Here is a 20,757-nt window from a genome sequence, read left to right on the forward strand (position 1 = left end):
GTGGTTTCGCTTCTCGTCATTCGTATGTTCAGTGGAGGCCTTGGCGCCACAAAGGGCTAATAGTGCAAGACCCTGCCGGTGCAATTCAACTCAGTCGGCCTTGTCGCCGCCTGCGAGGTTCTTCTTGGCACCGGTCTTGAAGTCGGTTTCGTACCAACCTGTACCGCCCAGGCGAAAACCTGGCGCAGAAATCAGCTTCTTGAGCTCGGGCTTCTGGCACGCCGGGCAATCGGTCAACGGCGCGGCGCTGAGCTTCTGGAGGACTTCCATCTGGTGGTCACAGGAAGCACATTGATAGTCGTACATGGGCATAGGCGTGTCTCGTTAACCACAGCGCAGGCTGGTTCAGGCAGTAAAGCGCGGGATTATATATGGTTAAGGAGTGCTGTGCAGCCCGGCACTGACTAGCGTGTCACTTGCGTCCCCAGCAGATAGGCCACGCAGACCACCCGGATCAGGCCACTGAAGTTTTTCACCCCACCGTGGCGCAGGTGTACCTCTCGGTCCACGTACGACAGCACGGCGTTGACCGAGCATCGATTGGCTGTGGCGATACGTTCGAGGATCCGCCAATAGACCTGCTCGAGGCGCAGGCACGTGGAAAACCCGTTCAGGCGCACCGAACGGGAGAGCGGCTGCGCCAGGCTCATGTTGAAATCGGCCTCGAACGGATCGACACCTTCCTCGCCAATCCCACCCACACACTTCCTGTCATCCATCCATCCAGGCATCGCCAGCACCACGCGCGTTTATCGAACAGGGAAACAATCCCGGGCCACTCGTCCGCTCGGGAACATGCCTTAATAAAGCGCCGCCGTACTGTTTGATTCCAGCAGACCAACTCACTCTCGCCGTAGGATTACTCGGCAAAACGCCGGGAATAATGAAACGAAAGAAACGCTTCCCCCTCAATGAAAAACGCCCGGGCCTGTTTCCAGGCACGAGCGCTTTAAAGTGATGCGGCCATTACTTTTCTTCGAGCAACGAGCGCAACATCCAGGCAGTTTTCTCGTGTACTTGCATGCGCTGGGTGAGCAAGTCGGCAGTGGGCTCGTCGCTGACCTTGTCCAGCAGCGGGAAGATGCTGCGAGCCGTACGGGTCACGGCCTCCTGCCCTTCCACCAGTTGCTTGATCATTTCATTGGCAGCCGGTACTCCTTCTTCTTCCTTGATGGACGACAGGCGCGCGTAGATCGAATAAGCGCCGGGCGCCGGGAACCCCAGGGCGCGAATGCGCTCGGCAATGGAGTCCACAGCCAGGGCCAACTCGTTGTATTGCTCCTCGAACATCAAATGCAATGTACGAAAGGCAGGCCCGGTCACGTTCCAGTGGAAGTTATGGGTCTTCAGATAAAGTACATAAGTATCCGACAACAGTCGCGACAAGCCGTCGACGATAGACTTGCGATCTTCTTCGCTTATACCAATATCAATTGCCATATCATTCCCCTTTCCATGATGCTTGATCATCAAGCAGGTACACCCCACTGTATCAAGAGTTGCCACCCCCTGCAGCCTCCGACCTGCGACACAGTGCAGCAGGCTGCCGCAAGGCCAAGCGACACGCGGCTTGCCGATCATTTGAGAAGCCTGGGGCTTTGCTGTTAAATAGGCAGCGTGCCGTCCCTGAGGATTGTTAGTGCAGGGGCGCATAGGCTGGCCTTCTTCTCACGTTTTTGCGCTTCTTAACCCAATGCGCGCCGTGACGTCAGCTCTTCCTGTGATCTGCCTTATCAATGTGAGCCAACCAACATGTTCAAGATCGTCCACTTGTTGACGGGCGCTGCAGCCTTGCTGCTGTCCTTCATACCCAGCCTCAGGGCCGATGCCGTTTCACTCGTGCAGCAACCGGAGGCCGTCTACCTGGCACTTTTCGGCCTGCTCAACCTGCTGCTTGCCCCCGTGGTACCGCAGCACTACAAAGGTGCTCGCCTGCACTTGCAACGCCTGGCCAGCGGCCTGCTGGTCGCTGCCGTGGTCCTGCAGACCCTCACCCTGCTGGCCCGCCCGGAACTGGGCAACCTGCCAGCACTTGGCTGCACCCTGCTTGCGGTAATGCTGCACCTGGCTGCCGCCTTCATCAGGACTGGCTCTACCCGCACCTCTCATACCCAGTACGACATGAGCAACCGCGATACCGGCACGGTGAAGTGGTTCAACACGTCCAAGGGCTTCGGTTTCATCTCCCGCGACTCGGGCGACGACATCTTCGTCCACTTTCGCGCCATTCGTGGCGAAGGCCACCGCGTCCTGGTCGAAGGCCAGCGCGTCGAGTTCTCGGTCATGAACCGCGACAAGGGCCTGCAAGCTGAAGATGTAATCGCCGCCCCACGGCGCTGATCCACCGCAAACAAAAAACCGCGGCGCCTGAGCGACCGCGGTTTTTTTGTACCTGCCTCCACCATCAAGGGGGGTTGCCTCTTAATAATGAGGCGGGGGCGCTTCTTCCTCACTGCTCTGGTACTGCCCGACCATTTCCTCGTATCGCTTGAGCAACGCCGCCATCTGCAATTGCAGGCGCTCCACCACTCGCTGCTGATCGACCAGCACATCATTGAGGGCCTGCAGCGTGTCGTCCTGAAATGCCAGGCGGCTTTCCAATTCGGTAATCCGCGTTTCAAGCGTCATGATTCACTCCTCGGCAAATGTGAAGTCATCATCCAGAACCGTTTTGAGACGCTGGCGAATGTCCGCGACCTGCTCGGCAGTGTAGGCAACCGCCGGTTTGTTTCCCCAGACCGGGGCAGGCCAGGCCGGATCATTGCGTCGACGCACAATAACGTGCATGTGCAATTGACTGACGACATTGCCCAGTGTGGCGACATTCATCTTGTCGGCGGCAAAACTGTCCTTGAGGGTTTCAGCCAGGGCCGTGGTTTCGCCCCAGAGTTGCTGCTGGTCTTTGTCATCAAGTTGAAACAATTCACTGATATCGGCGCGACGCGGCACCAGAATAAACCAGGGATAGTTGGCGTCTTTGCTCAACAAGAGCCGACTAAGAGGGAAGTCGCCCAGAACGAAGGTGTCTTCCTGCAGACGCGGATCCATAACAAACACTGAAAATCTCCTACAACTGTTTAATACCTCGCCCACGCGCACCTGACCTGTGCTGCAGACCGCTTGCTGCAGGATACCTCCGATCGCTCGCCAGAGCATTGCCGACCTGCTATTGAATAGCGGATTGCACTGCTTTGGTTCACATGCCCCGGTCGACTTTCCTGCCCCCAAGGGAGGTGGTAACGAGCACCCGGGTTACGAAACGCTACTTTTCGCACCAAAATAGAGCCTATCGACACCATCGAGCCCACAAAGCATCCGCAAACTACTCAGCACACCTCAATGCCCGGTAACGCTTTGACTCTCAGGGCAACTTTCTCGCTTATTCCCAGCTGGCCAACCCAAGCTAACCAAAGGTTCTTAGCCCCCGGTTTTACGGGGGTTCGCTCGCTTCAGCCCCGGTCCAAGTGAAAATTTCGTGAACTGCCCCACGTTTTGAGCACGGTTATTGCTTTCTCATCCGCCACAGTCGGCACGACACCTGCATTGCTGCGGTGGAGCGCGACAAATAACAACAGCTGCATGGGTGAACCAGGGAGTTCGGGGAATCGGGGATAGCGTGTACTGACCTACCTCCTCTACCGTCTTGAACAGCGCTGGAGTTGTACGCCCCGTAAATTCGGGACGTGATTTGCGACAGGGACATAACAGTTAGCGACATGACCGTAAAGTTACCGAAAGTATCTTTTCCCCCATATCGCAAACAACAGTCTGCGTGATATACATTTCCGCCGACACAAAAAGAAAGAGCCGCGCCGCATAAAAAAACCAATCGGCGACGGCAGTACTCTTCCTAAAAACCAAAGGAGCAAATCACGATGCGCGTGATGAAGTGGAGCATTATCGCCCTGGCTGTTGCAGCCGGCACCTCGCAGATGGCTGTGGCCTCTTCTCAGGATGAGTCCAAAGGTTTTATCGAAGACAGCAAGCTCAATGTCAAAACCCGCATGCTGTATTTCAGCCGTGACTTTCGCAACGTACCTAACGGCTCGCAAAGCCGCGTAGAAGAAACCGGCCTGGGCTTCCTCGGCACCTACGAGTCAGGCTTCACCCAGGGCGTCGTCGGCTTTGGTGTCGATGCCATCGGCATGCTGGGCCTGAAGCTGGACAGCGGCAAGGGTCGCGCGGGTACCGGCCTGTTCCCTGAGGGTTCCGACGGTCGTTCGCAAGATGACTACTCCGAGGGTGGCGGCGCGGTCAAACTGCGCATCTCCGACACCGTGCTGAAAGTCGGCAACCAATTCACCGCCCTGCCGGTTCTGGCCACTGACGACAGCCGCTTGCTGCCAGAAGTTGCCGAAGGCGCGCTCATCACCATGGATGAGATCAAAGGCCTGACCCTGCACGCGGGTCACTTCACCGGCCTGAACGCTCAAGCCCAGACCTTCCGCGACAGCCTGCACCTGACCAAGGCTGACGTGTTCGGCGGCACCTACGCCTTCACCGACAACCTGAGCACCAGCCTCTACTACTCGAAAGTTGAAGACTACTGGCGCAAGTACTACGCCAACATCAACTGGGCCCTGCCTATCAGCGATGATTCCGGCCTGGTCTTCGACGTCAACTTCTACGACACCAAGAGCGACGGCGCTGGCCTGGTTCGCACCTTCGACGGTGAAACCGAACTGGACAACCAGGCGTACAGCCTCTCGGCCGCCTACAACATCGGCGCTCACACCTTCACCATCGCCCACCAGCAAATTACCGGTGACGGTGACTACGCCTACGGCGTGGACGGTGGCGGCACCATCTTCCTGGCCAACTCCGTGGCCCGTTCCGACTTCAACGCCGAAGACGAAAAATCCTGGCAGGCTCGCTACGACCTGAACATGGCCAGCTATGGCGTACCAGGCCTGAGCTTCATGGCTCGCTACGTCACCGGTGAAGGCGCCAACGTCGAAGGCACCACCAACGGCAAGGAATGGGAACGCGACATCGAAGCCAAGTATGTCCTGCAAGATGGCCCAGCCAAGGACCTGAGCTTCCGCGTCCGCCAGGCCACCTACCGCTCCGCCGACGGCGTCTACTACGGTTCGCCGTCCATCGACGAGCTGCGCCTGATCGTCGAGTACCCACTGAGCATCCTGTAAGCCCTGGGCTTTCGGTAATCTCGGTACAAAAAGCCCGGCACTGCCGGGCTTTTTCTTGTGTCGATTCGGGCTGACAACACCTTCGTGCTCCGGCATCCTGTACGCCACCGAATCGCCCCCGTACAATGCGGGGTCATTTAAAGTTCAAGCAACCGACAACGGCCTACCATGCGTACCAGTCAATATTTGCTCGCTACCCAGAAAGAAACCCCGTCCGATGCAGTGGTCATCAGCCACCAGCTGATGCTGCGCGCCGGCATGATCCGCAAACTCGCCTCCGGCCTTTATACCTGGCTGCCGATGGGCCTTCGGGTAATGCGCAAGGTCGAAACGGTGGTGCGCGAGGAAATGAACGCCGCCGGTGCCCTGGAAGTGTTGATGCCCAGCATCCAGCCTGCCGAGCTGTGGCAGGAATCCGGTCGCTGGGAGCAGTACGGCCCTGAGCTGCTGCGCCTCAAGGACCGTCATGGTCGCGATTTCTGCGTGGGCCCTACCCACGAAGAGGTGATCACCGACCTGGCCCGTAATGAGCTCAACAGCTATAAACAGCTGCCGCTGAACATGTACCAGATCCAGACCAAATTCCGTGACGAGATCCGCCCACGCTTCGGCTTGATGCGTGGCCGCGAATTCATCATGAAGGACGCCTACTCCTTCCATGCCGACCAGGCTTCCCTGCAGGAAACCTATGACCGCATGCACCAGGCCTACAGCAACGTCTTTACCCGCCTGGGCCTGGACTTCCGCCCAGTGCAGGCTGATACCGGCTCCATCGGTGGCAGCTACTCCCACGAATTCCACGTATTGGCCGAGTCCGGTGAAGACGATGTGATCTTCAGCGACAGCTCCGACTACGCCGCCAACATCGAGAAAGCCGAAGCCATTCCTCGGGAAACCGTGCGCCCTGCGCCGACCGAAGAACTGCGCCTGGTCGATACCCCGGACGCCAAGACCATCGCACAACTGGTGGAAAACTACCGCCTGCCGGTCGAAAAAACCGTTAAGACCCTGATCGTGCGTGCCGCCGAAGAAGGCAAGCTGATTGCCCTGATCGTTCGCGGCGACCACGAACTGAACGAAATCAAGGCCGCCAACCTGCCACAGGTTGCCAGCCCGCTGGTCATGGCCACCGACGAAGAACTGCGCGTGGCCATTGGCGCAGGCGCTGGCTCCCTCGGCCCGCTGAACCTGCCGTTGCCTTGCATCATCGACCGCTCGGTAGCACTGATGAGCGACTTCGGCATCGGCGCCAACATCGACGACAAGCACTACTTTGGCGTGAACTGGGAGCGTGACCTCCCCGTCCCTGAAGTGGCCGACCTGCGCAATGTCGTCGAAGGCGATCCGAGCCCGGACGGCAAGGGCACCCTGGTGATCAAGCGCGGCATCGAGGTGGGGCATATCTTCCAGCTGGGCACCAAGTACAGCGAAGCGCTCAAGTGCCAGGTACTGGGCGAGAACGGCAAGCCGGTAACCCTGAGCATGGGTTGCTACGGTATTGGCGTATCCCGCGTGGTGGCTGCCGCCATCGAGCAGAACTACGACGAGAACGGCATAATCTGGAGCGACACCCTGGCCCCGTTCCAGATCGCCCTGGTACCGCTGCGCTACGAGACCGAACAGGTTCGCGAAGCCACCGACAAGCTCTATGCCGAGCTGACCGCCGCAGGTTTCGAAGTACTGCTGGACGATCGCGACAAGAAAACCAGCCCTGGGATCAAGTTCGCCGACATGGAACTGATCGGCATTCCACACCGGATCGTGATCAGCGATCGCGGCCTGGCCGAAGGCAACCTGGAATACAAGCACCGCAAGGAGCGTGACGCGCAACCGCTGCCACTGGCCGAGGTGCTGTCCTTCCTGCAAGCCCGCATCCGCCGCTAAGCTAACGCAAGAGTAATCATGTTCAAGCGAAGTACCTTTACCCTGGGAGGCGCCGCACTGTGCGGCGCCCTGTTGCTCAGCGGCTGCGCCAACCAGATGTCCCAGCGCAGCGAGCATGAGGAACGCATCGAGCGCAAGCTGCTCGAACACAGCCTGCAGATCGATGTCGGGGACCCCAAGGTACTCGAGCTACCGCAACGGCGTGTGCGCATCAACGAACAGAAGAACTTCGAAGTTACCGAGTTCGAAGTGACGCGTCGCTATGATCGCTACACGCCTTACCAGCCCTGGCGGGAAGTCTACGAAATCCCCCTGGGCGCGGTAGCCGTGGTCGCTGGCGTCGGCGCCAACGTGGTCAACATTTTCGCCCTGGGCAACCTGCCCGAAAGCGTGACGCATGACTGGCTGAGCTATGGCGTCGATGGGCTCAACCCGCTCATGAACACTCAGTCCAACGGCCGCGCCCAGCAGAACCTTGCCGGGATCACCGAGGTGCAGAAGGACAAACGCCAGGAATACACCAGCCTGCCGTGGAGCGATCGTCCGGTCGAGGTCAAGGCCGGCAAGGTCGGCCACACGCTGGCCACAGACCGCAACGGCGTACTGCACCTGAACCTGCTCGACAGCCCGTTCACCGAGCAGAATTTGACCCATATCGGCACCTTGCACCTGCAAGTTGCCGACGAAGACAACAACGTGCGCGGTGACGCCAGCCTGCTGATCAGCAGCGCCTTGCGCGGCAAACTGGTTGAAGCTCACGACCTGATCTTCGACGACCTGGAAGACGACGAAGTCAGCCAGTGGGTGCACCGGGTCAAGCGACTGTCGGAGCTGGGTCTGGAAGAGGAAGCCAGCGAACTGGAGCAGAGCCTGATCGAGCTGACTCGCAACGATCCTGAGCTGCAACAGGAGTTTCTGCAGTCCCTGACCAAGGATGCCGGCCGCCTGGTCGCCGACCCTGGCGTACACTGAGCAACCTCACCCTTGAAAAACGCCAGCTTGCTGGCGTTTTTTCATTCAGTCGCGCGCAAACAGTTCCAATTGCTCATGGCCCCCACGCAAATCCTGCAAGCGCACACCGATCCCCAACAGCCGCACCGGCTTGCTGCCCCGGGCAAACGCCTGGCTCAGCAGTAGCTGGTAACTGCCAAGATCCCGCCCTGCTCCGGCTTGCTCAAGGGTGGTCTGGGTAAAATCGTGAAACTTCACTTTAACGAAGGGCTTGCCCGGCCGGTAACTGTCGTCGATACGCGCCATGCGTCCCGCCAGGGTTTCCAGCAGCTCAGGCAGCTTCTCCAGGCAACTGGCCAGGTCCGGCAAGTCGGTGTCATAGGTGTTTTCAACGCTCACCGACTGCCGGCGACTGTCGTTGTGCACTGGACGATCGTCGACTCCTCGCGCCAGCCCCCACAGACGCTCACCAAAACTGCCAAATTCTCGGGCCAGGGCCAAGCGCGTCCAACCGCGCAGGTCGAGGCAACTGATGATGCCCAGGCGGCCGAGCTTGTCTGCCGTCACCTTGCCCACGCCATGCAACTTGCCGACCGGCAACGCTGCGACGAAATCTTCCACTTGATCAGGTGTAACGACAAACAAGCCGTTGGGCTTTCGCCAGTCGCTGGCGATCTTGGCCAGGAACTTGTTTGGAGCCACACCGGCCGACACCGTGATGTGCAGTTGCTGGGCCACCCGTCGACGGATATCGGCAGCAATGCGCGTTGCACTGCCCGCGAACCAGGAGCTGTCCGACACATCCAAGTAGGCTTCATCCAGCGACAGCGGCTCGATCAAGTCGGTGTAGTCGCGAAAAATCGATTGGATCTCGCGGGATGCTTCTTTATAGGCATCCATGCGTGGCTTGACGATCAACAGGTCGGGGCACAGGTTGAGGGCATGTCGGGACGACATCGCGGACCGCACGCCGTAGGCACGCGCCTCATAATTGCAGGTAGCAATCACCCCGCGCCGTTCCACCGAGCCGCCCACGGCCAGCGGACGCCCCGCCAGGCGCGGGTCGTCACGCATCTCGATGGCGGCATAAAAGCAATCGCAATCAATGTGGATGATCTTGCGCTGGGACATCGTCAACCGTAGGCAAAGGTAGTTGGGCGGGTAGGCAGTATCTCATTGCGCCACGCCCCGCGCATCACAGGCACTGGATAAACATACACATTTTTACCCTGCAAGCCACGGTACAACTGCCCTGCGGCACCAATAGAGAGCGCTAAGCATTTGAAGAAAAAAGGATTTCTTAAAATGAGCGCTTGACACCCCAGCGCATAACTGTAGAATTCATCTCACAGGCGCGGGATGGAGCAGCCTGGTAGCTCGTCGGGCTCATAACCCGAAGGTCGTCGGTTCAAATCCGGCTCCCGCAACCAGATTCAAAGAAAGGCCACTCTAACGAGTGGCCTTTTTCTTTGCCTGAAGAAAGTGCCCAGGCATAAAATTATTGTAAATCAATAATTAAGCGTTGACAGCTTTGCCAAACGCTGTAGAATCCGCCACATCAGACGCGGGATGGAGCAGTCTGGTAGCTCGTCGGGCTCATAACCCGAAGGTCGTCGGTTCAAATCCGGCTCCCGCAACCAAACAACAGAAAAGGCCACTTTGCAAAAAGTGGCCTTTTTTGCATCTGCGATTCAGCCCCTCGCCTGCGCCTGCGCAACATAAATATTCTTTAACTATCCTCAATGCAGGCAGCGGCCCGATCATAGCGGCCACTACTTTCCATAGGGATTGGTACCTTGGCTGGATACGTTCATCCTGGCGCTCACCACCCACGAGGTGATTGATGCGCACCCAGACGCCTGAAACAGAAGCCCCCATCACCACTGCATTACCCAATGCCGTCCAGCACCTGCGCTGGCTTGACCGCTTGAGTCGCTATCGGCAACCCATCGGCCTGGCCGTCACCTTGCTGCTGTTCACCATTGCCCTGATCGCCTGCCGCCACTTGCTCAGCGAACTGGACATCTACGCCCTGCATGATTCGCTGCTCAGCGTGCCACCCTCTGCCCTGGCCGGAGCGGTGCTGGCGACGGTAGTCGGCTTCATTATCCTGCTGGGTTACGAGTGGTCGGCCAGCCGCTACGCCGCTGTCGAGCTGCCCGCTCGTACGTTGATCATGGGAGGCTTCAGCGCCTTTGCCATTGGTAACGCCATTGGCCTGTCGCTGCTCTCCGGCGGCTCGGTGCGATACCGGCTGTACGCCCGCCAAGGTGTTGGTGCTGCCGAAGTGGCGCGCATGACCCTGTTCGCCAGCTTGTCACTGGGCTGTGCGCTGCCGCCGCTGGCAGCCCTGGCGACACTGAGCAACCTGCCCGCCGCAGCCGCTGCGCTGCACTTGCCGCAAGCCTTGCTGGCCAGCATTGCACTGGCCGTATTGGGCCTGGCCGCGTTGCTGATTTATGGCCTGTACCGTCGACGCCTGCCGGAACAACCACGGGTAGACAGCCTGCTGGTAAGGATCGGTCGGCGCACCTTGACCCTGCCGGGCGCCCGCCTGACCTTGTTGCAACTGCTGATCACCGCCCTGGATGTTGCCGCTGCGGCGACCGTGCTGTACCTGCTGCTTCCGCAAGCGCCGCCCTTCGGCGCCTTCTTGCTGGTGTACCTGCTGGCCCTGGCTGCGGGCGTGCTTAGCCATGTTCCCGGTGGCGTCGGGGTGTTCGAGGCGATTCTTCTGGCCGCCTTTGCCGATCAGCTTGGTGCTGCACCGCTGGCTGCGGCCTTGCTTTTGTACCGCTTGATCTACGTGGTCATGCCATTGCTGCTGGCCTGCGTGATACTGCTGGTCAACGAAGCTCAGCGTTTCATCGTTACTCGCCAGGCCATCAAGGCCGCTTCCGGGCTTGCCGCCCCTGTGCTGGCGGTACTGGTGTTCCTTTCCGGCGTGGTCTTGCTGTTTTCTGGCGCCACACCGGAAATCGACGGCCGCCTAGAGCATCTGGGCTTTCTTATCCCCCACCGCCTCATTGATGCCTCGCACTTTGGCGCCAGCCTGATTGGCGTACTGTGCCTGCTGCTGGCACAGGGCCTGCGTCGACGCCTGTCTGCCGCCTGGATACTGACCACCATCCTGCTTCTGGTAGGCGCCCTGCTCTCGCTGCTCAAGGGTTTCGACTGGGAAGAAGCTACCATCCTTACCTTCACGGCCTGCCTGCTGGCCTTGTTTCGCCGTTCGTTCTATCGCCCCAGCCGCCTGCTGGAACTGCCCTTCTCGCCGGTCTACCTGGCAGCCAGCGCATGCGTCATTGGCGCCTCGATCTGGCTGCTGTTGTTCGCTTACCAGGACGTGCCCTACAGCCATCAGCTGTGGTGGCAGTTCACCCTGGATGCCGACGCGCCCCGCGGGCTACGCTCGGCATTGGGTAGCGCGGTGCTGCTGGTGGTGGTTGCGCTGACCTGGCTGCTGCGCACCGCACGCCCGGTGATCCACTTGCCCAATGCTGATGAACTGCAACGGGCCAGCCGCATTCTCCAGGCCTCGGATCAGCCCGATGGTGGCCTGGCCCTGACCGGCGACAAGGCGCTGCTGTTCCACCCCGATGACGATGCCTTCCTGATGTATGCCCGTCGCGGCCGCAGCCTGGTCGCCCTGTACGACCCGATCGGCCCGCCCCACAAGCGCGCCGAAATGATCTGGCAGTTTCGCGACCTGTGCGACGTGCACCATGCCCGCCCGGTGTTCTACCAGGTGCGCGCCGAGAACCTGCCGTTCTATATGGACATCGGCCTGACCGCGATCAAGCTGGGGGAAGAAGCCCGGGTCGACCTCAACCGCTTCGACCTGGAAGCCAAGGGCAAGGAGATGAAAGACTTGCGCTATACCTGGAATCGCGGCGGGCGCGACGGTCTGAGCCTGGAAGTGCATGAGCCGGGGCAGGCGCCGCTCGAAGCGCTCAAGGCCATCTCCGATGCCTGGCTAACCGGCAAGAACGTGCGCGAGAAAGGCTTCTCCCTCGGTCGCTTCAGCCCCGAGTACCTGCAGCACTTTCGCATCGCCCTGATCCGCTTCGAAGGCCAGCCCGTGGCCTTTGCCAACCTTTTGGAAACCCACAGCCGGGAACTGGCCAGCCTCGACCTGATGCGCGCTCACCACCAGGCACCGAAGCTGACCATGGAATTCATGATGATCGGCCTGATCCAACACTATAAGACCCAGGGCTATGCCCGTTTCAGCCTGGGCATGGTGCCTCTGTCGGGCCTGCAACCGCGCCGCGGCGCCCCACTCACCCAACGCCTGGGCTCGATGGTGTTCCAGCGTGGCGAACAGCTCTACAACTTCCAGGGCCTGCGCCGCTTCAAGGACAAATTCCAGCCCGACTGGGAACCCCGCTACATGGCCGTGCCTGCCGGACTCGATCCACTGGTGGCACTGGCTGACACTGCCGCGCTGATCGCAGGCGGCCTGACCGGATTGGTGAAACGCTGATGATTCGACGCTACTGGCTGTACCTTCTGGCACTCCTGGCCCTGGGCCTGCTCGCCGCCGCCCTGGTGTTCTGGCTGTGGACACGCCCGGCGCCCGAGCCCAGCCTTGAGCACCTGACCCTCGGTGATGGCAGCAGCCTGACCCGGGTCAACCCCGGCTCACGGGCCAAGGCCCGTGTCGCCATTGCCGTCCCCCAGGACTTGGCCCTGACCGACAAACAATTGCTGAACCTGAGCCAGAGTGGCGAGGCGCAGATGGTCCAGGTCATCCTGCCGCCCGCCGATTGCGCCTTGCAGCAAACTGCCCTGCAGCAAGCCTTGCAACAGCTGCAAGGCCCGGCCACCCTGGTGGCGGGTATCGGCCCGGGTGCTGCACAGGCCTGGAGCTGGCTGGCAAACCAGAATGACGACAAAGCCCAGGCCATTTCGGTGGATTTCAACGTCGAGCGTCCCGGTTGTGCCACCCCCCTGCCCAAGTCGGCCGCCCATGGCCATTGGAGCGTGGCCTGGAACGACAACCCGGATGACGCCAGCGCCGCGTTTGTGCGCGACCAGCCCAACGCCGAAACCAGTATCAGCGACTACGACATTCATCTGCCCCAGGTTCTCAAGGCACAGCTGACCCAGGCGCTGGTGGGTGAAGACGGCAACGCGATGAGCATCCCTGTGGTGGAAGTCCCGGCCGGCCAGACCACCGACACGGTTACCCTGTTTTTGTCGGGCGACGGCGGCTGGCGTGACCTGGACCGCGACGTAGCAGGCGAAATGGCCAAGCTGGGTTACCCGGTGGTGGGCATCGACACCCTGCGCTATTACTGGCAACACAAGACCCCCGAACAGAGTGCAATCGACCTGTCGGAGTTGATGCAGCACTACCGCCAGAAGTGGGGCACCAAGCGCTTTGTGCTGACCGGCTACTCCTTCGGCGCCGATGTGTTGCCAGCCATCTACAACCGCTTGCCGGCCGAAGACCAGAAGCGCATCGACGCGGTAATCCTGCTGGCCTTTGCCCGCAGTGGCAGCTTCGAGATTGAAGTCGAGGGCTGGCTGGGCAATGCCGGCAAAGAGGCGCCAACCGGGCCGGAGATGGCCAAGCTGCCGGCTTCGAAAGTGGTGTGTATCTACGGCGAGGAAGAGGCCGATGAAAGCGGCTGCACCGATCACACGGCGGTGGGCGAGCGCCTGAAACTGCCGGGCGGGCATCACTTCGACGAAAACTACCCCGCCCTGGCCAAGCGCTTGATCGGCGACATCGAGAATCGCCAGGGCAAGACCAGCGTCGCCACACAGAACTGACCCAATGCAGCAACGGGCTTGCCCGGCGATGAGGCCCTTGTGGCCAGCACATCATCGCAGGACAAGCCCGCCTTCACAGCGACCGTCAAATCTCGACCTGGGTCCCCAACTCGATCACCCGGTTCAATGGCAGGTTGAAGAAACGCAGGTTGCCGTTGGCATTCTTCAACAGGAACGCAAACAGCATCGCCCGCCAATGTGCCATGCCCACCAGGCGCGAGGGGATGACCGTCTCGCGACTCAGGAAGAAGGTGGTTCGCATCGGACTGAAGTCCAGCCCCTCCAGATGACAAAGCTTCAACGCCGCCGGCACGTCCGGCTCGTCCATGAAGCCAAAGTGCAACAGCACCCGGTAGAACCCTTCGCCATACGTCTCCACCTCGAACCGCTGCTGCGCCGGTACCCGCGGCATGTCTTCGCTGACCACCGTCAGCAGCACCACCTGGTTGTGCAGGACCTGGTTGTGCAGCATGTTATGCAGCAAGGCATGAGGGACGGCGTCTGGCCGCGCTGTGAGAAATACGGCAGTGCCCTCGACCCGATGCGGCGGCTGCACACGAATACTGCCGATGAACAGCGGCAGGGGCAGGCTGCCTTCATCCAAGCGTTCGACAAGGATCTGCTTGCCGCGCTTCCAGGTGGTCATCAGTATGAAGAGCACCAGCCCCGCCAACACCGGAAACGCCCCGCCCTGCACAATTTTCGGAACGTTCGCCGCAAAGAACAGGCCATCGACGAACAGGAAGCCGAGCAGCACGGGCACCGCCAGTACCGGTGGCCACTTCCACAGCAAGAGCATTACCGTGGAGACCAGAATCGTCGTCATCAGCATGGTGCCGGTCACGGCCACCCCGTAGGCCGAGGCGAGCGCCCCGGACGATTCGAAGCCCAGCACGAGCAAGACCACGCCGACCATCAACGCCCAGTTCACCGCCCCGATGTAGATCTGCCCTTGCTCGTCGCTGGAGGTGTGCTGGATCTGCATGCGCGGCACGTAGCCGAGCTGGATTGCCTGGCGCGTCAGGGAGAAGGCACCGGAAATTACCGCCTGGGAAGCGATTACCGTGGCCAGGGTGGAGAGACCGACCAGCGGTATCAACGCCCAGCCCGGAGCCAATAGATAGAAGGGATTGCGCGCCGCTTCGGCGTTCTGCAGCAGCAAGGCACCCTGACCGAAGTAGTTGAGCACCAGCGCAGGCAGTACCAGGAGAAACCAGGCGCGGGCAATCGGCTTGCGGCCAAAGTGGCCCATGTCGGCGTACAGCGCCTCGGCACCGGTCAAGGCCAGAACGACAGCCCCGAGGATCGTCACGCCCATGCCCGGATGGACAATAAAGAAGCGTACAGCCCACATCGGGTTAAGCGCCTTGAGCACTTCGGGGCTCTGGGCAATGCCGTGCACCCCCAGCGCCCCCAGGACCACGAACCAGGTGACCATCACCGGCCCGAAAAAAATACCGATGCGGGCGGTACCGTGCTTCTGGATGAGGAACAAGCCCACCAGCACCACCAATGCCACCGGTACCACCCAGTGATCGATCCCCTCGAACGCCAGCTCCATCCCCTCCACTGCCGACAGCACCGAAATGGCCGGCGTGATCATACTGTCGCCATAGAACAGCGCCGCGCCGATCAGGCCGCACACCACCATGACCGCGCGCAGCTTGGGATAAGGCGCCGAAGCACGCCTGGCCAGGGCAGTGAGCGCCATGGTGCCGCCCTCGCCCTGGTTGTCGGCGCGCAGGATGAAGACCATGTACTTGATCGAGACCACCCAGACCAGCGACCAGAAGATCAGGGCCAGAATGCCCAGTACCCCGTCGTGGTTGACCGGAACGCCATAGTCACCGGAGAACACTTCCTTGAGGGTGTACAACGGGCTGGTCCCGATATCGCCGTAAACCACCCCCACCGCGGCCACCAACAGACTGATCGGCTTTGCCGCCGACTGTCCGGATTCGGCCTGACTGCTTGTCTGAACCATCCACCACTCCCGCAATCTAGTCTGTTGAGACAAACACAGGCGTATCGCCGCGAAGCATAGCTGAGCGTTCGTCGTATTTCTGCTGGTCAAGTGACTTTGCGCTCGCTAGAATTGCGCACTTTTTGATCAGAGGCGCCTCAAACGCCCGCCAAAGGTTGCCCGGCTCACCTGCCCGGCAAGCCCTTCAACACCGAGGTTAGTCATGTCCACCACCCCTACGCCCACCACGCCCAAGGTCGGCTTCGTTTCCCTGGGTTGCCCCAAGGCCCTGGTCGATTCCGAGCGCATCCTGACCCAGCTGCGCATGGAAGGCTATGAAGTCGTGCCCACCTATCAGGATGCCGATGTGGTGGTGGTCAACACCTGTGGCTTCATCGACAGCGCCAAGGCTGAGTCCCTGGAAGTGATCGGCGAAGCCATCAAGGAGAACGGCAAGGTCATCGTCACCGGCTGCATGGGTGTCGAAGAAGGCAACATCCGCGACGTACACCCAAGCGTGCTGGCCGTTACCGGCCCGCAGCAGTACGAGCAAGTGGTCACTGCCGTCCATGAAGTGGTACCGCCACGCAAGGACCACAACCCACTGATCGACCTGGTGCCGCCACAGGGCGTCAAGCTGACCCCGCGCCACTACGCGTACCTGAAGATTTCCGAAGGCTGCAACCACAGCTGCAGCTTCTGCATCATCCCGTCGATGCGCGGCAAGCTGGTCAGCCGTCCGGTTGGCGAAGTGCTCAGCGAAGCCGAGCGCCTGGTCAAGGCCGGGGTCAAGGAAATCCTGGTGATCTCCCAGGACACCAGCGCCTACGGTGTGGACGTCAAGTACAAGACCGACTTCTGGAACGGTCGCCCGGTCAAGACCCGCATGCTCGAGCTGTGCGAAGCCTTGAGCAGCCTAGGCGCCTGGGTGCGCCTGCACTATGTCTACCCGTACCCGAACGTCGACGACGTGATCCCGCTGATGGCGGCCGGCAAGATCCTGCCGTACCTGGACATCCCGTTCCAGCATGCCAGCCCCAAGGTTCTCAAATCGATGAAGCGCCCAGCCTTCGAAGACCGCACCTTGGCGCGCATCAAGAAATGGCGCGAACAGTGCCCGGACCTGATCATTCGCTCCACCTTCATTGTCGGTTTCCCGGGCGAGACCGAAGAAGACTTCCAATACCTGCTCGACTGGCTGACCGAAGCCCAGCTCGACCGCGTCGGCTGCTTCCAGTACTCGCCTGTGGAAGGCGCCCCGGCCAACGACCTGGGCCTGGACGAAGTACCGGATGACATCAAGCAGGACCGCTGGGACCGCTTCATGGCCCACCAGCAGGCCATCAGCAGCGCCCGCCTGCAACTGCGCATCGGCCGGGAAATCGAAGTGCTGATCGACGAAGTCGAAGAGCAGGGTTCGGTAGGCCGCAGCTTCTTCGATGCACCGGAAATCGACGGCAACGTGTTCATCGACGGTGACCACGGCTTCAAGCCAGGCGACAAGGTGCGCTGCAAAGTCGTCGATGCCGACGAGTACGACCTGTGGGCCGAACCTGTCTGAGGCCGCGCCGCTGAAAAATAGCCCCGCCGTCCCTGGCGGGGCTTTTTTTTGCAACTATCGTTCTGTCTGTTGCCCAAGGAGAGCGCGCGATGTACAGGCACAATGGCATCCATACCCCCAGGTTTGACGACTACCCGGAGCTGGCGCGGGTCTGGGAGGCGTCCGTGCGCGCTACCCATGACTTCATTCCCGACAGTTACATCTGCCTGTTGCGAGAACTGCTGCTGACCCAGTACCTGGACGCAGTGATGCTGATCTGTTGCCGCGATGCCCGCCAACGGATCACCGGCTTTGCCGGGGTTGCTGCGGGGCGTGTCGAAATGCTATTCGTCGACCCTGCGATGCGCGGTCAGGGCCTGGGCAAGCGCTTGCTGCGCTATGCCATCGACGAACTGAACGCCGTGCAACTCGATGTCAATGAACAAAATGTCCAGGCGGTAGGCTTCTACCTGCATCAGGGATTCGAGATTGTCGGACGCTCGGAAACGGACGGCATGGGTCAGCCCTACCCCTTGCTGCATCTGAGGCTAATTCAGACAAAGACTGCTCAGATTGGCTGACAGAAGGTGTCGTACTTTTCTGAATTGCCGCGAAATCGCAGATTAATGGCCCGATGGGCAAATGTAGCCGGCCCAGGCCTTGCCCAGGCGGTTACAATAGCCACCTTTCCCTGTGCCTACGGCTGTCGTCATGTCTGAACCCATTCGCCTTTCCAAACGCCTTATTGAACTGGTCGGCTGCTCCCGACGGGAGGCCGAGCTGTACATCGAAGGCGGCTGGGTCACCGTGGACGGCGCGGTGGTCGACGAGCCGCAATTCAAGGTGGCCGGGCAAAAGGTCGAACTACAGGCCGGCGCACGCGCCGAAGCCCTGGAGCCGGTCACCCTGCTGCTGCACCAGCCCGCCGAACTCGACATCGACAGCGCCTGCGAGAGCATCGACGCCGACAGCCTGTCTGAGGCCCACCGCGATGGCCGCCGCCCGCTCAAGGGCCACTTCGCCCGCCTGAGCTGCGCTGCGCCGTTGCAACAAGGCGCCAGCGGCCTGCAGGTGTTCACCCAGGATTGGCGCGTCACCCGCAAGCTCAACGCCGACCTGGCCAAGCTTGAACAGGAGTACGTCGTCGAGGTCAGCGGCCAGATGATCGCCCACGGCCTGGAGCGACTCAATCGCGGCTTCAACTGGAAAGGCAATGAACTGCCGAAGATCAAGGCCAGCTGGCAGAACGAGACGCGCCTGCGCATGGTGCTGAAAAACCCGCAACCCGGCCTGATCGCCCTGCTGTGCAGCAGTGTCGGCGTCACTCCGGTGAGCATGCGCCGGATTCGCCTGGGCGGCGTTTCCATGAGCAAGCTGCCCCTGGGCCAATGGCGCTACCTTGCAAGTAGCGAAAGATTCTAGCAACAAGGCGCCGCCACCCTGGCGGCGCCCCGAACAGGATTGTCACCATGATTCACAATGATGTACTGCGCAGCCTGCGCTACCTGCTCGACGTCAATGACGCCAAGCTGACCGATATCATCAAGCTGAGCGGCTACGAAGTCGCCATCGATGACATCGTTTCCTACCTCAAGAAAGAAGACGAAGAAGGCTTCGAGCGCTGCCCCGACGAAGTCATCGCGCATTTTCTCGATGGCCTGGTGATCTTCAAGCGCGGCAAGGACGACAGCCGCCCGGCGCTGCCGGTCGAGTTGCCGGTGACCAACAACATCATCATGAAAAAGCTGCGCGTGGCCTTCGAGCTGAAGGAAGACGACCTGCATGCGATCCTCAAGGCGGCCGACTTCCCGGTGTCCAAGCCGGAGCTGAGCGCCCTGTTCCGCAAGGTCGGCCACAACAACTACCGCCCCTGCGGCGACCAGTTGCTGCGCAACTTCCTCAAGGGCCTGACCCTGCGGGTTCGTGGCTAAGCCAACGATGAACTACAGCGTCGCACCGATCGGTTTCGTCCGCTCCTGCTTCAAGGAAAAATTCGCGATCCCGCGCCAGCCCCAACTGGCACCTGCGGCCCGCGGTGTATTGGAACTTCTGCCGCCTTTCAACAGCGGTGATGCGGTGGCCGGCCTCGAGCAGGTCAGTCATGTCTGGCTGTTGTTCCTGTTCCACCAGGCCCTGGAGGACAAGCCCCGGCTCAAGGTCCGCCCACCGCGCCTGGGCGGCAATACCTCCATGGGAGTGTTCGCCACCCGCGCGACGCACCGGCCCAACGGCATTGGCCAGTCGGTCGTGCGCCTTGAGCAGGTCGAAGCCGGGCGCCTGCTGCTGTCGGGCATTGACCTGCTCGACGGCACACCGGTCATCGACATCAAGCCTTATGTGCCTTATGCCGACGCGGTAAGCACTGCGACCAACCAGATGGCCAGTGCACCTCCCGCACCGATAGCGGTGACCTGGAGCGACAGCGCCCTGCCCCAGGCCCATGAGCATGCCCTTCGCCTTGGCGAGCCGCTGGTGGAACTGATCGAGCAATGCCTGGCCCAAGACCCGCGCCCGGCCTACCAGACCCCGCCGCCCGAGCGCGTATATGGCGTGAAGTTCTGGGATGTGCAGGTGCGCTGGCACTACCCGCAGCCCGACCAGATCACCGTCCTGGAAGTGGTCCTGTAGAAGCGGGCACAAAAAAAGCAGGCCTTGGCCTGCTTTTTTTGTGTTTCAGCGTCGGCTACTTCTCAACGAACGCACGTTCGATCAGGTAGTCACCCGGCTCACGCATACGTGCCGAAATTTTCAAACCGAAGCTGTCGAGCACTTCGCTGGTCTCATCGAGCATGCTCGGGCTACCGCAGATCATCGCACGGTCGTCCTGCGGGTTGATCGGCGGCAGGCCGATGTCGCTGAACAGCTTGCCGCTGCGCATCAGGTCGGTCAGGCGTCCCTGATTCTCGAAAGGCTCGCGGGTCACGGTTGGGTAATAGATCAGTTTTTCACGCAGCGCCTCGCCGAAGAACTCGTTCTGCGGTAGGTGCTCGGTGATGAACTCGCGGTAAGCGACTTCGTTGACGTAACGAACACCGTGAACCAAGATCACTTTTTCAAAGCGCTCGTAGGTTTCCGGATCCTGGATGACGCTCATGAAGGGCGCCAGGCCAGTGCCGGTGCTCAGCAGGTACAGGTGCTTGCCCGGGTTCAGGTCATCCAGTACCAGGGTACCGGTAGGCTTCTTGGAGATGATGATCTCATCGCCTTCCTTCAGGTGCTGCAGCTGCGAGGTCAGCGGGCCGTCCGGCACCTTGATGCTGAAGAACTCCAGATGCTCTTCCCAGTTCGGGCTCGCGATCGAGTAGGCACGCATGAGCGGGCGACCGTTGTCCTGCTGCAGCCCGATCATCACGAACTGACCGTTCTCGAAGCGCAGGCCCGGATCGCGGGTGCACTTGAAGCTGAACAGGGTGTCATTCCAGTGGTGAACACTGAGGACACGTTCGTGGTTCATGTTGCTCATGTACGGGCTCCTGAAATAAAACGCAGCG

General features: G+C 60.7%; 19 protein-coding genes and 2 tRNA genes. 13 read left to right on the top strand and 8 right to left on the bottom strand.

The genetic code is table 11. From position 1 onward, the window contains the following. Positions 1 to 90: 90 nt before the first annotated feature. The 3 genes from NPS58_RS26710 to NPS58_RS26720 all read right to left on the bottom strand — a co-directional run bounded on the left by NPS58_RS26710 (position 91) and on the right by NPS58_RS26720 (position 1,440). Positions 91 to 312 carry an FmdB family zinc ribbon protein gene (locus NPS58_RS26710; RefSeq protein ID WP_274118214.1) on the bottom strand — a complete coding sequence of 74 codons (222 nt, stop codon included), beginning with the start codon at positions 310 to 312 and terminating at the stop codon, positions 91 to 93. Positions 313 to 404: 92 nt separating this feature from the next. Next, positions 405 to 731: a ribbon-helix-helix domain-containing protein gene (locus NPS58_RS26715; protein WP_274118215.1), complete on the bottom strand. Its 327-nt coding sequence runs from the start codon at positions 729 to 731 to the stop codon at positions 405 to 407. A gap of 235 nt (positions 732 to 966) precedes the next feature. After that, positions 967 to 1,440 carry a Dps family protein gene (locus NPS58_RS26720; protein WP_274118216.1) on the bottom strand — a complete coding sequence of 158 codons (474 nt, stop codon included), beginning with the start codon at positions 1,438 to 1,440 and terminating at the stop codon, positions 967 to 969. Positions 1,441 to 1,752: 312 nt separating this feature from the next. On the opposite strand from NPS58_RS26720, the gene NPS58_RS26725 reads away from it, so the two are divergent. Continuing rightward, positions 1,753 to 2,340 (top strand): cold-shock protein, encoded by a 588-nt coding sequence (locus NPS58_RS26725; RefSeq protein ID WP_274118217.1) that lies wholly within the window; start codon positions 1,753 to 1,755, stop codon positions 2,338 to 2,340. Between the two features lie 81 nt (positions 2,341 to 2,421). On the opposite strand, the gene NPS58_RS26730 is transcribed toward NPS58_RS26725, so the two are convergent. Together NPS58_RS26730 and NPS58_RS26735 are read right to left on the bottom strand one after the other, a co-directional pair. Further along, on the bottom strand, positions 2,422 to 2,628 hold the full coding sequence (locus NPS58_RS26730) for a SlyX family protein (RefSeq protein ID WP_028943062.1): 207 nt from the start codon (positions 2,626 to 2,628) through the stop codon (positions 2,422 to 2,424). 3 nt (positions 2,629 to 2,631) lie between these two features. Further along, positions 2,632 to 3,057, bottom strand: coding sequence for an HIT family protein (locus tag NPS58_RS26735; RefSeq protein ID WP_274118218.1), 426 nt, complete (start codon positions 3,055 to 3,057; stop codon positions 2,632 to 2,634). A gap of 818 nt (positions 3,058 to 3,875) precedes the next feature. Here NPS58_RS26735 and NPS58_RS26740 point away from each other — a divergent pair. From NPS58_RS26740 to NPS58_RS26750, 3 genes are all read left to right on the top strand, one after another. Continuing rightward, complete coding sequence (locus NPS58_RS26740; protein ID WP_274118219.1) at positions 3,876 to 5,147, top strand: OprD family porin; 1,272 nt, start codon at positions 3,876 to 3,878, stop codon at positions 5,145 to 5,147. 168 nt (positions 5,148 to 5,315) lie between these two features. Next, on the top strand, positions 5,316 to 7,031 hold the full coding sequence (locus NPS58_RS26745) for a proline--tRNA ligase (protein ID WP_274118220.1): 1,716 nt from the start codon (positions 5,316 to 5,318) through the stop codon (positions 7,029 to 7,031). A gap of 18 nt (positions 7,032 to 7,049) precedes the next feature. Then, entirely contained in the window at positions 7,050 to 8,003 is a 954-nt protein-coding gene (locus tag NPS58_RS26750; RefSeq protein ID WP_274118221.1) for a hypothetical protein, read from the top strand. A gap of 45 nt (positions 8,004 to 8,048) precedes the next feature. On the opposite strand, the gene dinB is transcribed toward NPS58_RS26750, so the two are convergent. Then, positions 8,049 to 9,113: a DNA polymerase IV gene (gene dinB, locus NPS58_RS26755; RefSeq protein ID WP_274118222.1), complete on the bottom strand. Its 1,065-nt coding sequence runs from the start codon at positions 9,111 to 9,113 to the stop codon at positions 8,049 to 8,051. Positions 9,114 to 9,335: 222 nt separating this feature from the next. Here dinB and NPS58_RS26760 point away from each other — a divergent pair. From NPS58_RS26760 to NPS58_RS26775, 4 genes are all read left to right on the top strand, one after another. Continuing rightward, a tRNA-Met gene (locus tag NPS58_RS26760) sits at positions 9,336 to 9,412 on the top strand. Between the two features lie 133 nt (positions 9,413 to 9,545). Then, a tRNA-Met gene (locus NPS58_RS26765) sits at positions 9,546 to 9,622 on the top strand. A 203-nt stretch (positions 9,623 to 9,825) separates the two neighbouring features. After that, complete coding sequence (mprF, locus tag NPS58_RS26770) at positions 9,826 to 12,468, top strand: bifunctional lysylphosphatidylglycerol flippase/synthetase MprF (protein WP_274118223.1); 2,643 nt, start codon at positions 9,826 to 9,828, stop codon at positions 12,466 to 12,468. Next, positions 12,468 to 13,763, top strand: coding sequence for a virulence factor family protein (locus NPS58_RS26775; protein WP_274118224.1), 1,296 nt, complete (start codon positions 12,468 to 12,470; stop codon positions 13,761 to 13,763). The genes mprF and NPS58_RS26775 overlap by 1 nt, the downstream gene beginning before the upstream one ends. 85 nt (positions 13,764 to 13,848) lie before the next feature. Here NPS58_RS26775 and NPS58_RS26780 read toward each other — a convergent pair whose 3' ends face one another. Further along, positions 13,849 to 15,747: a potassium transporter Kup gene (locus tag NPS58_RS26780; RefSeq protein WP_274118225.1), complete on the bottom strand. Its 1,899-nt coding sequence runs from the start codon at positions 15,745 to 15,747 to the stop codon at positions 13,849 to 13,851. A gap of 202 nt (positions 15,748 to 15,949) precedes the next feature. Here NPS58_RS26780 and rimO point away from each other — a divergent pair, with 202 nt between their 5' ends. The 5 genes from rimO to tsaA all read left to right on the top strand — a co-directional run bounded on the left by rimO (position 15,950) and on the right by tsaA (position 19,894). Continuing rightward, positions 15,950 to 17,287, top strand: a complete 1,338-nt coding sequence (gene rimO, locus NPS58_RS26785) for a 30S ribosomal protein S12 methylthiotransferase RimO (RefSeq protein WP_274118226.1) — start codon at positions 15,950 to 15,952, stop codon at positions 17,285 to 17,287. A gap of 89 nt (positions 17,288 to 17,376) precedes the next feature. Further along, positions 17,377 to 17,847 carry a GNAT family N-acetyltransferase gene (locus tag NPS58_RS26790; protein ID WP_274118227.1) on the top strand — a complete coding sequence of 157 codons (471 nt, stop codon included), beginning with the start codon at positions 17,377 to 17,379 and terminating at the stop codon, positions 17,845 to 17,847. 130 nt (positions 17,848 to 17,977) lie between these two features. Beyond that, positions 17,978 to 18,688 (top strand): rRNA pseudouridine synthase, encoded by a 711-nt coding sequence (locus NPS58_RS26795; RefSeq protein WP_274118228.1) that lies wholly within the window; start codon positions 17,978 to 17,980, stop codon positions 18,686 to 18,688. A gap of 47 nt (positions 18,689 to 18,735) precedes the next feature. After that, entirely contained in the window at positions 18,736 to 19,197 is a 462-nt protein-coding gene (locus NPS58_RS26800; protein ID WP_274118229.1) for a DUF1456 family protein, read from the top strand. A gap of 7 nt (positions 19,198 to 19,204) precedes the next feature. Next, positions 19,205 to 19,894 (top strand): tRNA (N6-threonylcarbamoyladenosine(37)-N6)-methyltransferase TrmO, encoded by a 690-nt coding sequence (gene tsaA / locus NPS58_RS26805; protein ID WP_274118230.1) that lies wholly within the window; start codon positions 19,205 to 19,207, stop codon positions 19,892 to 19,894. 55 nt (positions 19,895 to 19,949) lie between these two features. On the opposite strand, the gene fpr is transcribed toward tsaA, so the two are convergent. Further along, positions 19,950 to 20,729 carry a ferredoxin-NADP reductase gene (gene fpr / locus NPS58_RS26810; protein ID WP_028943048.1) on the bottom strand — a complete coding sequence of 260 codons (780 nt, stop codon included), beginning with the start codon at positions 20,727 to 20,729 and terminating at the stop codon, positions 19,950 to 19,952. Positions 20,730 to 20,757 lie beyond the last annotated feature (28 nt).

The organism is Pseudomonas putida, assembly GCF_028682455.1.
Classification (GTDB): Bacteria; Pseudomonadota; Gammaproteobacteria; order Pseudomonadales; family Pseudomonadaceae; genus Aquipseudomonas; species Aquipseudomonas putida_AA.

Excerpts from the sequence above, each read along its gene's own strand:
- NPS58_RS26730 (WP_028943062.1), bottom strand. The coding sequence starts at position 2,628 with ATGACGCTTGAAACGCGGATTACCGAATTGGAAAGCCGCCTGGCATTT.
- NPS58_RS26740 (WP_274118219.1), top strand. The coding sequence starts at position 3,876 with ATGCGCGTGATGAAGTGGAGCATTATCGCCCTGGCTGTTGCAGCCGGC.
- tsaA (WP_274118230.1), top strand. The coding sequence starts at position 19,205 with ATGAACTACAGCGTCGCACCGATCGGTTTCGTCCGCTCCTGCTTCAAG.
- fpr (WP_028943048.1), bottom strand. The coding sequence starts at position 20,729 with ATGAGCAACATGAACCACGAACGTGTCCTCAGTGTTCACCACTGGAAT.
- dinB (WP_274118222.1), bottom strand. The coding sequence starts at position 9,113 with ATGTCCCAGCGCAAGATCATCCACATTGATTGCGATTGCTTTTATGCC.
- NPS58_RS26710 (WP_274118214.1), bottom strand. The coding sequence starts at position 312 with ATGCCCATGTACGACTATCAATGTGCTTCCTGTGACCACCAGATGGAA.
- NPS58_RS26775 (WP_274118224.1), top strand. The coding sequence starts at position 12,468 with ATGATTCGACGCTACTGGCTGTACCTTCTGGCACTCCTGGCCCTGGGC.
- NPS58_RS26720 (WP_274118216.1), bottom strand. The coding sequence starts at position 1,440 with ATGGCAATTGATATTGGTATAAGCGAAGAAGATCGCAAGTCTATCGTC.
- NPS58_RS26750 (WP_274118221.1), top strand. The coding sequence starts at position 7,050 with ATGTTCAAGCGAAGTACCTTTACCCTGGGAGGCGCCGCACTGTGCGGC.
- NPS58_RS26745 (WP_274118220.1), top strand. The coding sequence starts at position 5,316 with ATGCGTACCAGTCAATATTTGCTCGCTACCCAGAAAGAAACCCCGTCC.
- NPS58_RS26780 (WP_274118225.1), bottom strand. The coding sequence starts at position 15,747 with ATGGTTCAGACAAGCAGTCAGGCCGAATCCGGACAGTCGGCGGCAAAG.
- NPS58_RS26800 (WP_274118229.1), top strand. The coding sequence starts at position 18,736 with ATGATTCACAATGATGTACTGCGCAGCCTGCGCTACCTGCTCGACGTC.
- NPS58_RS26795 (WP_274118228.1), top strand. The coding sequence starts at position 17,978 with ATGTCTGAACCCATTCGCCTTTCCAAACGCCTTATTGAACTGGTCGGC.
- mprF (WP_274118223.1), top strand. The coding sequence starts at position 9,826 with ATGCGCACCCAGACGCCTGAAACAGAAGCCCCCATCACCACTGCATTA.
- NPS58_RS26790 (WP_274118227.1), top strand. The coding sequence starts at position 17,377 with ATGTACAGGCACAATGGCATCCATACCCCCAGGTTTGACGACTACCCG.
- NPS58_RS26715 (WP_274118215.1), bottom strand. The coding sequence starts at position 731 with ATGCCTGGATGGATGGATGACAGGAAGTGTGTGGGTGGGATTGGCGAG.
- rimO (WP_274118226.1), top strand. The coding sequence starts at position 15,950 with ATGTCCACCACCCCTACGCCCACCACGCCCAAGGTCGGCTTCGTTTCC.
- NPS58_RS26725 (WP_274118217.1), top strand. The coding sequence starts at position 1,753 with ATGTTCAAGATCGTCCACTTGTTGACGGGCGCTGCAGCCTTGCTGCTG.